The 13,624-nt window shown below is 29.8% G+C and carries 12 protein-coding genes and 1 pseudogene; 6 read left to right on the forward strand and 7 right to left on the reverse strand.

Annotation, left to right across the window (positions count from 1 at the left end; genetic code table 11):
* The first annotated feature begins 202 nt into the window (after positions 1-202).
* Positions 203-727 carry a phosphatase PAP2 family protein gene (locus tag Ccar_RS23930; protein WP_007063938.1) on the forward strand — a complete coding sequence of 175 codons (525 nt, stop codon included), beginning with the start codon at positions 203-205 and terminating at the stop codon, positions 725-727.
* 210 nt (positions 728-937) lie between these two features.
* Here Ccar_RS23930 and Ccar_RS23935 read toward each other — a convergent pair whose 3' ends face one another.
* The 6 genes and pseudogenes from Ccar_RS23935 to Ccar_RS23955 form a co-directional block, all read right to left on the reverse strand.
* A complete protein-coding gene (locus Ccar_RS23935) occupies positions 938-1,858 on the reverse strand; it encodes an AEC family transporter (protein WP_007063937.1) in 921 nt (306 codons plus the stop codon).
* 85 nt (positions 1,859-1,943) lie between these two features.
* Positions 1,944-2,438 carry a GNAT family N-acetyltransferase gene (locus tag Ccar_RS23940; RefSeq protein ID WP_007065080.1) on the reverse strand — a complete coding sequence of 165 codons (495 nt, stop codon included), beginning with the start codon at positions 2,436-2,438 and terminating at the stop codon, positions 1,944-1,946.
* A 12-nt stretch (positions 2,439-2,450) separates the two neighbouring features.
* Positions 2,451-2,636 (reverse strand): hypothetical protein, encoded by a 186-nt coding sequence (locus Ccar_RS27695; RefSeq protein WP_007063934.1) that lies wholly within the window; start codon positions 2,634-2,636, stop codon positions 2,451-2,453.
* 45 nt (positions 2,637-2,681) lie between these two features.
* Positions 2,682-2,900 (reverse strand): annotated as a pseudogene (locus tag Ccar_RS27700) (MarR family transcriptional regulator); the annotation flags it as partial.
* Positions 2,901-3,210: 310 nt separating this feature from the next.
* Complete coding sequence (locus Ccar_RS23950) at positions 3,211-3,966, reverse strand: sulfite exporter TauE/SafE family protein (protein WP_034826684.1); 756 nt, start codon at positions 3,964-3,966, stop codon at positions 3,211-3,213.
* Between the two features lie 83 nt (positions 3,967-4,049).
* Positions 4,050-5,903 (reverse strand): LTA synthase family protein, encoded by a 1,854-nt coding sequence (locus tag Ccar_RS23955; protein ID WP_007063931.1) that lies wholly within the window; start codon positions 5,901-5,903, stop codon positions 4,050-4,052.
* Between the two features lie 492 nt (positions 5,904-6,395).
* Between Ccar_RS23955 and Ccar_RS23960 the strand changes: the two genes are divergently transcribed.
* The 5 genes from Ccar_RS23960 (at position 6,396) to Ccar_RS23980 (ending at position 12,426) form a co-directional block, all read left to right on the forward strand.
* Entirely contained in the window at positions 6,396-6,950 is a 555-nt protein-coding gene (locus Ccar_RS23960) for a hypothetical protein (RefSeq protein ID WP_007063930.1), read from the forward strand.
* Between the two features lie 3 nt (positions 6,951-6,953).
* On the forward strand, positions 6,954-8,306 hold the full coding sequence (gene rlmD / locus Ccar_RS23965; RefSeq protein WP_007063929.1) for a 23S rRNA (uracil(1939)-C(5))-methyltransferase RlmD: 1,353 nt from the start codon (positions 6,954-6,956) through the stop codon (positions 8,304-8,306).
* Positions 8,307-8,769: 463 nt separating this feature from the next.
* Positions 8,770-10,233: a spore germination protein gene (locus Ccar_RS23970; protein WP_007065078.1), complete on the forward strand. Its 1,464-nt coding sequence runs from the start codon at positions 8,770-8,772 to the stop codon at positions 10,231-10,233.
* Positions 10,226-11,311 carry a GerAB/ArcD/ProY family transporter gene (locus Ccar_RS23975; protein ID WP_007060979.1) on the forward strand — a complete coding sequence of 362 codons (1,086 nt, stop codon included), beginning with the start codon at positions 10,226-10,228 and terminating at the stop codon, positions 11,309-11,311. The genes Ccar_RS23970 and Ccar_RS23975 overlap by 8 nt, the downstream gene beginning before the upstream one ends.
* On the forward strand, positions 11,308-12,426 hold the full coding sequence (locus tag Ccar_RS23980; RefSeq protein ID WP_007060978.1) for a Ger(x)C family spore germination protein: 1,119 nt from the start codon (positions 11,308-11,310) through the stop codon (positions 12,424-12,426). The genes Ccar_RS23975 and Ccar_RS23980 overlap by 4 nt, the downstream gene beginning before the upstream one ends.
* Before the next feature lie 180 nt (positions 12,427-12,606).
* Here the strand turns inward: Ccar_RS23980 and Ccar_RS23985 are convergent, their stop codons facing one another.
* A complete protein-coding gene (locus tag Ccar_RS23985; protein WP_007060977.1) occupies positions 12,607-13,533 on the reverse strand; it encodes a LysR family transcriptional regulator in 927 nt (308 codons plus the stop codon).
* Between the last annotated feature and the right edge of the window lie 91 nt (positions 13,534-13,624).

Here is a 13,624-nt window from a genome sequence, read left to right on the forward strand (position 1 = left end):
TGCTTTTGCATGATTTAATGCAACAGATATATAATATCACTTATTATATTCAAATATTGGTATAATAACTATATTTTATAATAAGGTTCGGAGATATTATAAAAAACTATATATAAATTTTATTACAATTATTGAATATTGTTTATACAATATATATGTAGTATAATGTACTGACTAAACTTATGAAGGGTATATTTTAAATATGAATTTAATACAAAACATAGATATGAATATATTAATATTTATACAAGAAAAAATGCATACATCATTAATGGACAAAGTAATGCCTGTAATAACGTCTTTAGGAAGTGGCGGATTAGTTTGGGTTTTCATAACCATATTGCTTTTAATGAGTAATAAATATAGAAAAGTTGGAATAATTATGGCATTAAGTTTAATGCTAGTTACTATTTTAGGAGAAGGAATAATAAAGCATGTCGTTCAAAGGACAAGACCATGTGTAGACGTGCCTACAATGAAAATGCTTGTGAAAAGTCCTAAGTCCTATTCATTTCCTTCAGGACATACTGCTGCTAGCTTTGCAGCCGCTGGGGTTGTGATGATTAATTCAAAGAAGTATGGTTTATATGCATTATTATTAGCAAGTTTAATTGCTTTTTCAAGATTATACTTATTTGTTCATTATCCTTCAGATGTGCTTGCAGGAGTGATTTTAGGATTAGCTTGTGCTAAAATGTCCAGCATGGCTGCTAAAAAGTTTTTTTAAGTTATTAATTAATCGGAAGAAAATTTACAATAAGTACATTTTATCTTTGTAATGTGACGCAAAAGCACCACGTAATTCAACTTTTTGAATTATGTGGTGCTTTTGCGAATTGTTCATTTTTTTAGTTGCTGCGTGAAATGAGAAAAGAAAGAACCTTTTTTTCATGAATAACGTCTCCTTATAGTGCTTAAATTATATAAAACAAATAGATTATTTAAATCTTAAAAACAAAAGCATAATAGGTATGGTGATTATAGATAGAATGTGTGTAGCTAAAACACACTTTGAAGCTAAAATCGTATTATAATTATACTTTTCACAAAACAGCACCGTAACAGTAGCGGTTGGAATTGCCTCTGCTGCTATGCAGATGTTTTTTATTAAAGGTGTCCAATTAAGAAAGCTTATTATAACAAACATTATAATAGGAGCAATTATAAGTCTCATAAATGAACAAAAGTATACATCCTTATCAAATATAATTTCTTTAAATTTCATTGAAGCAACCTTCTCACCTATTATCATCATAGATAAAGGCATTGTAACAGCTCCTATATCACTAAGTGTTTGTTTTATTATGAAAGGTACTTTTATAGATAACATAAATATGAATAACCCGACTACTACAGCAATTATATTAGGATTATTTAAATACTTCTTTAAGGCAATGCCACTTGATTCATGAGAGAAAAGCCCTTCCCCATATGTCCAAAATAGTATCTGATATGGGATTAAAAAAATTGATAAGTAGAGAACTCCAATTTGACCATAAAGTCCATATATTAAAGGCACTCCCATTGCCCCGCCGTTAGGAAATATAAACATAAATTTAATTATTTGCTGTTTATCAATGTTATATTTACCTAAAACAAACCTACTAACTAGTATGATAGCAACATGAAATATAACTGATATAATAAAAATCTCTAGCATGCTGCCCAATAATTCTTTAGAATAACTTATTATAAAGGAACTTACTACTAATGCAGGTAATGCAATATTCGTTAATATGTTAGATAACCCTCTACTTAGTTCATCATTAATTAAATTCTTCTTTCCTGCAAAAGAACCAACGCCCATTATCAAAGCTAAGATTGCAACTTGATTTATAGCATTAATATAATTATTCAATTTATTAGCACCTTTCAAATTATAAAATAAAACTGAATGGTGTGGATTTATAACTACACACCATTCTCAATTAAATTATTTATCATTATTTAATATTTTTTTCATAGCAATAGAATGGCTTTTCCTTTCCTAAAAAACTCATCTCTCCAATTAAGTGATAACCACATTTTTTAAATAATGCGTTCATTTTAGTATTTATTGAATAGGTATCTGTTTTTAAATATCTTATATTGTTAGCTAAAGCTAATTCATCAGCAAATTTCATTAATTCAGTACCAATCCCACTTCTTCTGTAGTTCGGATTAACTGCCATTCTATGAACAACCATACAATCTTCTTTCAATGACCAGTTTAACCCAGTATACTCAACTGGTTCTACTTTATTAATGCATACGAAACCAACCAACTTTCCTTCTCTTTCTGCTACATATAAGTCTCCTCTTTGGATATCCTTCATAAAATCTTTTTCCTGAGGATAATTTTCATCCCACTGCGTATTATTGTAGGTTCGCATTTCTGCAATAGTTTCCTTTATGATTTGCATAATTTCTTTTGTATCTTCAATAACTGCTTTTCTCATTCTAAAATCCTCCTAAAAATTTTTTATTTCTTTCCAATCACTTTCAATATTTTCTCTCATTTTCTTAACTAATTTATTGACTAGTTCCTTTTCCTCGCTGTTAAAATTCTTAAAGCAAACCTCAATATTTCTATTTTCTTCTTCAATAATAAATGTGTATACTTCCAGTGCTTTTTCCTTTGGATAAAGTCTCCACATTCTTTTATCAATGTCATCCCTTTTTTTATCTATATATCCTGCTTCAATAAGTTTCTGTATAGCTTTTGTTGTAGTAGTTTTATCTACTTTTAAAAGGTTTGATAAATCAATTTGATTAATTCCTTGATTTTCACATATCCTTGTTAAAAATGTAAATTGACCTTTTTGTAGATGTATTTCTTTAAATTTCAGGTCGCTTATAGAATTAATGCAGCGAGACAGAGCTCCTATCTCTCTTAATATAGGGCTATCTAAATCTTTAATAAGACTTCACCTCCTATAAATGTAGTTGAAAGTTCAACTATGTTATATTTATAATAGCATATATTAATTGAACTTTCAACTATTATATGCTATATTCTTTCCAACCCAATCTACATAATTTATAGAATCTTCTTAAGCATTAAATTTTAACAATCTGTTATCGCTGATTTCTCTGGCGATCCACCTATAGAATATAGAAAGCAGCTTAGTGTGATCTTAACCACAATAAACTGCTTTGGTTTATTTTTTTGAAAAGAGTGATATTTTCTTTATAACGTCACAATTTTTTAAAATTGTGAAAGTTAAATAACTATTTAACGGCACCATAAAGTATTTTTAAAGCTACACACAAAGACATGGTTACAAAAAGTGGCTTTATAATTTTTGCACCATTTTTAAGCGCTACTTTAGTACCAAATTTCGCTCCTATTATCATAAATATAGCAACAGGAACTCCCAGCTTGTAGTTAATTTGACCTCTAAAAGCAAACATTATTAAGGATGCAATGTTGCTTCCAAAGTTCATTACTTTTCCATTTCCAGCAGAACGCACAAAATCGAATTGATATATACCTATAAGTCCAAATATTAAAAAAGATCCTGTTCCGGGACCAAAAAATCCATCATAAAAGCCTAAAGAAAAAGCAAGGAGTATACCTAAAATTAAGCTTTTTTTACACAAACCTTTAAACTTGTCCTCTTTGCCAATACTTTTGGAAAATAAACTATATATTCCTACAAATAATAATAGTGTTAGAACTATCATATTAAGATATTTTGCATCTATAATAAGTACTGTATTTACACCTAAAACAGCACCTATAACTGTAAAAGGAAGCAAAAACTTTAAAATTTTTAAATCTACTTTTCCGGACTGCATAAATTTAAGAGAACTAGTAAATGATGCACAAGTAGAAGAAAATTTATTGGTACCAAGAGTTATATGAGGTGGAACTCCTGCTAGTAAAAAAGCTGGAACACTTATAATTCCGCCTCCTCCTGCAATGGAATCAACAAAAGCAGCAAAAAAACCAGCCACACACAAAAAGATTAGATTCATTGTCATAAAAAACACCGCCAATACTTAGTCATTTTAATTATCTCCATTAATTCTAACATAAAATTATCAGGCTGGCTTAAAAAGTTCTATTAGTTGGATTTAAATTTTTTTAACAAATTATGCTTTAATATTTCATCTGAATATTGAAGTTGATTTAATACATCTTCCTTTTTCTTTTTTAGAGCATCAGTTTCATCAATTTTTTGGTTTGTGGATATATTATAGTAAGAATTTTTTTGGCTAACATAATAATAGTTATTATATATAAAAGAACCATCTCTAAATATAATATTCCCTTCAGAAGAATTAAAAAGATCTTTTCCCATAAAATTTTTATCAGATAAATTAAAAAGGTTAGCTATTGTAGGATATATATCCATTTGACCGCTATATATATTGTTTACTCCCTTAATGGATTCATCAGGAAAATGAATCATCATTGGAACCTTTTGAAGTTTCAACCATTCTATATCAGATAGAGAGTTTTTACCTAAAAATTTACATAGTTCTTGTTCATGCTCCTTAGGGATAGCATAATGATCGCCATATAGTACTACAACAGAATCTTTTAGAATACCTTCCTTTTCTAATTTATCAAAGAATATTCCTAGCTGTTCGTCCGTGTAATGTATTGATTTTAAATAGTTACCTAAAAGAGAGTTTTCATAAGAACCTACATTAAAGTTACCATAATTATCAACATCATCATAAGGAAAATGACTGCTTAAGGTTATTAAAAATGAATAGTAGGGTTTATCTAATTTTTTTATTTTATCTATAGATTGATTTAGGAAAGATTTGTCGCTTAAACCTAAACCAACATTTTCATCAATATTATAGCTTTTTTCACCATAGAAATTATCAAAACCAAATTTTTTATATACTACATTTCTATTCCAAAAGCTTTCTCTGAATCCGTGAAGTGCAGCTGTATTGTAACCAGATTTTTTAAAACTTTTAGGCATAGCATTAAATTCATTTCCGCAATACAAAAAATACGCAGCACCAGATGAAGCTGGATATAAGGAATTGTTAGTCATAAATTCAGCATCAGAGGTTCCTCCAGCAGATATTTGATAATAAAAATTATTGAAGTATTCACTGCGTTTTATCCATTTATTTAAATTTGGAGTGATCTCTTTGTCATCTACTTTAGCATTAATAACAAATTCTTGAAGAGCTTCAACTTGAATCATAATGAGATTTTTACCTTTTGCAGCTCCATTTAAATTATTGTTATGAGAAGAATTATCTTGAAAAAAAGTTTGTATAGATGTTTCTTCTGATTTAGATACAGGAGATTTTCGGCTTATATTAAAGGATATGAAATTATAAAAATCTAAATAGTGATAATTAATACTTCCTAATTTTTTTGTTATGTATACTTTATTATACATGGTGGTTAAAAGTTTTGGCTGATCCTTTGATAGGGAATAAAAGTTATGGGTATCGATAATTATACCTACAATTAATAATACTGAAAAAATTAGAGCTTTTGAAAGCTTAGTTGTAATTTCAGCTTTTTCAGATTTATATTTATTAATTATTATAGGTATAAATATGAGATCTAAAGCATAAAAAAAGTCAGTGAATTTTATAATACTGCTTACACTGGATTTTACTGCTCCAAGTTGAAAGCCATTTATAAGCACAGGTATTGATATTACATCTTTAAAATATCTAAAGTAATTTAAGTCACTTATTAAAAAAATGGTTATGATTAAATTGCATATATATAAAAATTTAGTACGAATTTTGCTGTTTAAAATTAAAGAAAATGATACAAGGATTATAATAGAGGCGAATATTGGGTAAAGTAAAGAAGTATATGAAAAGTAACCGGATTCCAGCTGTCTTCCGTATATGAGTGCTTTTGCACATACCAAAATTATAAATAATATTACATCTATATATGTACTAATAAGTACTTTTGCTTTTTTCATTTCATTTCCTCCGAAGCATTAAGTGATTCTTAGACTCAGGTGGAGTTTGCTTGTGAGGAATACCTCTCTACATCTGAGTCTTAGAAGAACTTATCCAGGCGCGTAGCAGTGCTTATCCCCCACTTTGAAAAAGATGGGGGGTGTTAGCAATGGTAGCGATCGGATAAAAAACACATTATAAATGATTATAAAACTATTATGTGTATAATTCTATAATAATATATTAACAAATTGTTTCAAAAAATTTAATAGTTATAAATAGAAGTTTCATTTAGAGAAAATTGTATTATAATTAAAAGGAGCTCAAATTTATTTATAAATGTGATTATAAGGTGTTTTTATGGAAGTGTAAATATTTTTGAATTTTATTAAATAAGAGTTAAAATATTAAGTTGCATATTTTTGTTTAGTAAAATAGCTATTTACATAAAGACAATAGTATAGCATAATATACTTGTTACGGAAACAGAATTTTTTGGGAGGAATAGGAAGATGGATGAGAATAAAGAAGAGATTAAAGAAGAAATGTTAATAGATGAAGCAGAAGCAAAAAAGCAGTTTTTAGAAGAGCTTAAAAATAAAAACAAAGAGGAACAAAAAAGATTAATAGAAGAAGAAGAAGCAAAACTAGCAGCAGCTAAAGCAGCAGAAGAAGCAAAATTAGCAGCAGAAGCTAAAGCACTAGAGGAAGCTAAAGCATTGGCATACAAATCAGAAGAAACAGATGTAGTTGTTGCTGAAGATAAGAGTGCTGCAGTAGTAGTAAATGAAGTTGAAAAACCTCATACAAAATTCAGCTGTAATTCTTTAAAAGCAGCTGTTGTAGATACAGCAGTAGTAGGAATTGTTTCAATTGCAGGTGTAGGTTTGCTGGATCTTATATTAAGACTTATATTTGGATATTATGTTGTAGATTACAAAGGATTTTTCATAATATTTATGATAGTATTATTGATTTTATATCCAGTAATAATGGAAAATACAAAAGTAAAAGAAACTTTAGGACAGAAATTAAGTAAAAAGGAAGTTCAAGAAAGGAAAGAATAAGAATTGAAAAAAGGCAAGGAATACGAATTTTATATAGAAGAAACTCAATTCCCTGGCACTGGAGTAGCAGTTCAGGATGGCACGAAAGTACTTATTAAGAATGGAATTCCAGGACAAAAGGTACTAGCTAGAATTACTAAGAAGAGAAAAGATACAGCAGAAGCGAAATTATTACAAGTAATAGAAAACGTGGATTATGCAGTGGAACCATCATGTCCTCATTTTAATTTATGTGGAGGATGTACAACTCAATTTCTGCCTTATGAAAAACAGCTTGAATTAAAACATAAGCAAGTATTAGACCTTTTTCATAATGCAGGTATTGAGAATTATGAATTCTTAGGAATAGAAACAAGTCCTGAAGAATTTGAGTATAGAAATAAGATGGAATTCACCTTTGGAGATGAAGAAAAGGGTGGAGAATTAACCCTTGGAATGCATATAAAAGGAAAAAGTTTTGGAATAGTTAATGTGGATAATTGCAAAATAGTAGATGAAGATTTTAGAAAAATTTTGGATTTTACAGTAAATTATTTTAGAAAAAATCCACTTCCTTATTATAGAGTTATGAAAAGAGAAGGATACTTAAGAAACTTAGTAATAAGAAAAGGTAAAAATACAGGTGAAATATTAGTAAATCTAGTAACTACATCACAGATAGACTTCAATTTAGAAGAATTTAAAGAAAGTCTTTTAAATTTAAGTTATGCTGGAGAGTTGAAAGGAATTCTACATACTATAAATGATAGTTTTTCAGATGTGGTTCAAGCAGATGAGATAAAAGTACTTTATGGTAGAGATTATATAATTGAGGAACTTATGGGCCTTAAATTTAAAATAGCCCCAGAATCCTTTTTTCAAACTAATTCAAAGGGTGCAGAAAAGTTATACAGCATAGTTAAAGAATTTTTAGGAGATGCTTCTTCAAAGGTGGTTTTTGACCTTTATTGTGGTACTGGTACCATTGGCCAGATAGTAGCACCTAATGCTAAAAAAGTTCTAGGTATTGAACTTATAGAAGAAGCCGTTAAAGCTGCAAATGAAAATTCTAAATTAAATGGTTTAAACAACTGTGAATTTATAGCTGGCGATGTGGCTAAGGTTATAAAAACTGTAACTGAAAAACCAGATGTTATAATATTAGACCCACCAAGACCAGGAGTTCATCCAGTGGCTTTAGATTATGTTATAAAGTTTAATGCTCCTGATATAGTTTATGTATCCTGTAATCCTAAAACCTTGGTTACGGACTTAAAGGGCCTTATAGAAGCTGGGTATACGGTTGAAAAGGTTAAGATTATGGATATGTTTCCACATACACCGCATGTGGAGACAGTGGTTAAATTAAGCAAATAAATGTAGCCAACGAAAAAATCCTTGCCACTTCTAAAAAAACTGTGTAGAAGTTTGTGGATAGAAGAAAGAAAAAGCAAATGGCTGTGGATAGAATCAAGCATATTAAGTGAGAATTGAACAGGTAGCTGGTATAAATTGCGAAGTCACTTATACCAAAGGCTAAGATAGAAATATGATAGGATTAAGGATAGAATTTCCTTAGTCCTATTTTCATGCCTTTTTTTCCTTTGTTTTTTGATTCACAACTATAATTGATAGAATGTTACGATACACTATAAAAATGAGAATAATGCTTGTGGCTTATAGTATTAATATCTTCAACAATTGGGTCTAATTCTTTTATTTCAAGAACATAAGTTTTCTATTCACATAATTGGTGTTTACTTGGATACAATAAAATATAATAACATATTTTTTATAACTTTATTAATATCCATAAGTTGTCTAAGGATGTGAGAAATTCTTGATTACTAACAGAAATTTAGTGACCAGCTTAAATGATAATCTACGAGAGCTAAATATTGAATTTATAGATTGCCCAGATATTATTCAAAAACAAGTAATGCTAAAGAAAATGAAGAAGGGTTGCTTTATATTTTTAAAGGATTTTGTCAATATAGATTTGATACAAAGAGATTTTGTAAGCCCTTTATTGACAATGGATTGTTCTGCATTATCAGAGAAAAATATCACAGAATACTTACCAGCCTTAAATAACTCAGTGTGTTATGACATAAACTCTGTAGTAACTTCAGTATTAGAAGGAAAGACTGTTTTTTTAATAGATGAGTCTAATTTTGCTATTGTATGTGATATGGTTGAAATAGAAAAAAGATCTATAACTGAACCTGAAGGTGAAAAAAATGTACGTGGTTCTCATGATGGTTTTATTGAATCTTTAAGTATAAATATTACTTTACTAAGAAGAAAGATTAAAAGTAACAGACTTAAATTTAAATATATAGTTTTAGGGAATATAACTAACCAAAGTTTAGTTATTTCCTATATTGATGGTATAGCGAATCGGAAAATAATAAACGATCTTTATAATAAAATCAGTAACATTAAAATCGATGGTTTACTATCTATAGGGCACATTGAAGAGTTAATAGTAGATTCTAAATATGCACTATTTCCACAATATATTACCACAGAAAGAACGGACAAAGTAATAGGTGCCCTTCTTGAAGGTAAAGTTGCAGTACTTTTAGATGGTACACCATTTGCACTAATAGCACCGACATCATTTTTTTCTTTTTTCCAAGCTCCAGATGATTATAGTAGTAACTGGATACCTACTACACTAGTGAGGAGTGTTAGATTTTTCAGTTTCATTACTACATTAACGCTACCTGGATTGTATGTTTCAATCACAGCATTTCAATATTATTTGATACCACTTAATATATTAGTACAGTTAGGTAGATCAAGATCAACTGTTGCTTTTCCACCTCAAGTTGAGGCACTTTTGATGGAATTCACAATTCAAATGCTTAAAGAAGCTTCAATAAGGTTACCTACATATATAGGTACAACTGTAGGTGTTGTTGGTGGTATAATAATAGGTCAGGCAGCCGTTTCTGCTGGTATTGTAAGTAACCTATTTATTATAATTGTTGGGATAATGGCGATAGCATCTTATACTACACCAAACTATGAATTTGGGATATCTATGATAGTTATAAGATTAGGCATATTATTAATGGCATCAGTATTTGGTATCGTTGGGATGATAACATGTTTTTCCTTATTGTTGATGCATCTACTGTCATTAGATTCTTTAGGTCAACCTTATCTTATGCCAATGATGCCTCTCAAGCTAAACGGCATTAAAGATACAATAATAAGAGCGCCATTACAGCTTATGAAAAGAAGATCGAATATTTCAAAGCCTATAAGAAAATGGAGAGGTAGTAAAAATGAATGATACTAGACATGATATTACTTCAATGCAATTAATGGCTTTTTTGATATCAGCACAAATAGGGATAGGAATTTTAAATTTACCAGCTATTCTTGCACAAAAGTTAGGTCATGATGGCTGGATTTCAACTATTGCAACAGGTATCATATGCTTAGTTTTGGCATTAATAATCACATACTTGTTAAAAAGGTATTTAAATAAAACAATTTTTCAAATATATAATGAAGTATACGGTAAAATAATAGGGTTTATACTTAGTTTGTATTTTATACTATATATGTCATTTATTACAGGAATAACCTTAAGGATATTTATGGAGGCTGTAAATATTGGTGTTCTAAAGATTACACCTCCTTTAGTTATAACTATCTTAATTTTACTATCAACAATATATGGTATTTCCAAAGGGTTAAAAGTCATATGCAGGTTTTCAGTTATATTATTTTTTTCATATTTTATACTGATACTTACTTTATTATTAGGCAGTAAATATGCTAGATTTACATATTTACTGCCGATTGGGGAATCTGGCTTAAGGTCTATAGTACAGGGAATAAAAATGAATATCTATGCATTTCTTGGGTTTGAGCTAATAGCTCCAATCTATCCAAACATAAAAAATAAGGAAAAGACTATAAAATACATGGCAATATCAATAATTTTTACAACAATATACTATGCCTTAGAGGTGGTTGTTTCAACTATGATATTTGGTGAAATAAAGTTAAGCATGCTTGTAATGCCTGTTTATAATATCGAACAATCAATACAAGTGCCAGTTATTGAGCGATTGGATACATTATATATTTTATTTTGGTTTCCTACAATGGCTTCTACTGTACGTGCTTACCTTTTTTCAACATATTATAGCATCCAACAGTTGTTTAAAGTAAAAAAAGAGAACCTTTTGATTTTTATTATAGTTGTAATAGAAATAATAATAAGTAGAATACCAAGAGACTTTGAAGACACCTATATATACTCAGAGTATGCTGGAAATATGGGTGCAATAGCAATACTTATTATTATAATTACTTTTTTTATTTCTATTTTCAAGAGGAAGGTGACTAAACTGAAATGAAAAGAATGTTCATTTTTATACTTCTTGTAATAGTAACTATAAGTTCTACAGGATGTTGGGATCAAAAGATATATGAAGAATCTGGATTCGTGATGCAAGTAGGTTTTGATCCATCTAGTTCGAATGGTATACTAATGTCGTTTGTTCTTCCTGTATTTGATGTTACAGCAAGAGAACGAACAGAATTGATATATGCAGATGCGAATTTACTAAGAGAGTTTAGAGAGATAGCAAGACATACAGCAGCAAAAGTTACTGAGGGAGGAAAGATACAACAAATTCTAATTTCAGATTCTTTAGCAATCAAAGGAATTCATGATTTATTTGAAGTAGCTGAACGAGAAGCATCAGACCCATCAACTGCCTTTGTTGTAATAACAGAAGGAAGTTCCAAAGATTTAATCGAAGCACTTCAAACAGTTGGTGATAAACCACCAACTTATGCATATATACACGATTTAATCAGAAATAATATTAGATTATCTTATATACCTGAAACAAGAATATTTCAGTTTTCTACACTATACTTCTCACCAGGTATAGACCCTGTAGCGCCAATTATAAAATTGCAGCACGATAAGGGAAAAGGGATTGAGCTTACAGGGTCTGCACTATTTGCTGGTGATAAAATGGTGGGAAAAATTGATATAAAACAAACCTCCTTACTGTTAGCAATGATGGGAAAAATGAAAAAAGGTGAATACATTTCCAAAATCATGCCCGAAAGGGAATCAGAAAATGGACGTAGGGGATGTGCAATTTCTATTACTAAAGCTAAGCGTAAACTTACAGTAGATATAAAAAATGATATACCTGTAGTTAATATAGATTTAAATTTTAAAACTAATATTGGAGAATATAAATGGAATAAGATGTATGGCGAAAAAATCGAGCAATCTATTGAGGAAGCTTTATCAAAAGATATCAAGGATGTATGTGAAAAGCTCTTAAAGTATACTCAAGAAGTAGGTAGTGATCCATTAGGAATAGGAGATATTGTGCGTGCAAGGCATAATAGTTATTGGAAAAATATTAATTGGGAAAGTGTATATAGAAATATAGTTTTTAATGTCAAAGTTAATATTGATGTTAAAAACCATGGAGTTATACAATAATAATTTGAGAAAAATATCACATAAGAGCTTAGTTCAAATTGGTTTATAATAGCAAACATAAACTTCTAATTTTTGTAACTACCCCAGGGATGATTGCGAAGACTGAAAGGTTGAGATTGCTATTCCGTCTAGGATGATATTACTGACAGCCTTGTCGGGAGTTATTTTTTATTTCGAATTTCATTTATTGAGGTCATGGAAAGCTATTGTACTCTGATGATTGTTGAGTTTAGGAAGTTGTTGTTTTATATATCGATAAAATGCCAACATATTTTCAGTCAACACTTTGTTTTTTTTCTTTACGAAATATACGTCCCAGCTAAAGGTATCATCCGGGAATTTATAATATCTGAGCTTGGAATCATCTGGACGTATGGTATGTGCCGGAACAACAAACAGAAGGTTATTATGTTGGGCAATCTCTATTAAGGAGTTGAAATCACCAGAGGATATATCAATAATTGGGTTAAATCCTGCATTTCGACAAGTGGCAACGAAATTGTGGCGTATGTGAAATTGTGTGTTAAACATGGCATATCGTTGATCTTTCAAATCATCTATCTGGATATGTTTTTTGCGGTATAATTCGTGTGTACACGGAATACACAGATATGTATGTTCTTGAATTAAACATTCAGCAGAAAAGCGGTCTGTATCTATGACACCAGTTGTAATACAGAAATCATATTCGTCTTTTTTCAAAAGTTCTTCCAGATAAAAGTCTGCATGATCTGCATATTCAATATTCACATGTGGATGTGTATTCTCGAAATCTGTAATCAGTTTATAAGGCAGTACAGAAATTACGCCAAAGGCCATACCAAGAAAAATGGTTTCCTGAGGCACATCCTTTATCTGAGAAATATGAGAATACATATATCTTTTTCGCTCCAAAATAATACGACATTCATCCAGAAAATACGCACCATATTTTGTGGGAGATACTCCATTGACATTTCTGTAAAGCAATTGGCATCCAAGCTCTTCTTCCAGTTCTCGGACTATTTTGGATATACCTTGCTGGGACACATGATATACAGCAGATGCCTTATTGATACTTTTGCACTCGCATACTTCTATAAAGACTTCCATTTGTCTGAATGTCATAACTCATCCTCATTCATAACTTTTTAAATATAGTAAATTATCACACATCGTATAATAAATTTCTTATAGAAAATAGCACAACTATAATTAA

This window comes from Clostridium carboxidivorans P7, from assembly GCF_001038625.1.
Taxonomy (GTDB): domain Bacteria; phylum Bacillota; class Clostridia; order Clostridiales; family Clostridiaceae; genus Clostridium_AM; species Clostridium_AM carboxidivorans.

Coding starts and splice junctions, on each gene's coding strand:
- Ccar_RS23930 (WP_007063938.1), top strand. CDS start 203: ATGAATTTAATACAAAACATAGATATGAATATATTAATATTTATACAA.
- Ccar_RS23940 (WP_007065080.1), bottom strand. CDS start 2,438: ATGAGAAAAGCAGTTATTGAAGATACAAAAGAAATTATGCAAATCATA.
- Ccar_RS27695 (WP_007063934.1), bottom strand. CDS start 2,636: ATGTGGAGACTTTATCCAAAGGAAAAAGCACTGGAAGTATACACATTT.
- Ccar_RS23950 (WP_034826684.1), bottom strand. CDS start 3,966: ATGACAATGAATCTAATCTTTTTGTGTGTGGCTGGTTTTTTTGCTGCT.
- Ccar_RS23955 (WP_007063931.1), bottom strand. CDS start 5,903: ATGAAAAAAGCAAAAGTACTTATTAGTACATATATAGATGTAATATTA.
- Ccar_RS23960 (WP_007063930.1), top strand. CDS start 6,396: ATGGATGAGAATAAAGAAGAGATTAAAGAAGAAATGTTAATAGATGAA.
- Ccar_RS23975 (WP_007060979.1), top strand. CDS start 10,226: ATGAATGATACTAGACATGATATTACTTCAATGCAATTAATGGCTTTT.
- Ccar_RS23980 (WP_007060978.1), top strand. CDS start 11,308: ATGAAAAGAATGTTCATTTTTATACTTCTTGTAATAGTAACTATAAGT.
- Ccar_RS23985 (WP_007060977.1), bottom strand. CDS start 13,533: ATGACATTCAGACAAATGGAAGTCTTTATAGAAGTATGCGAGTGCAAA.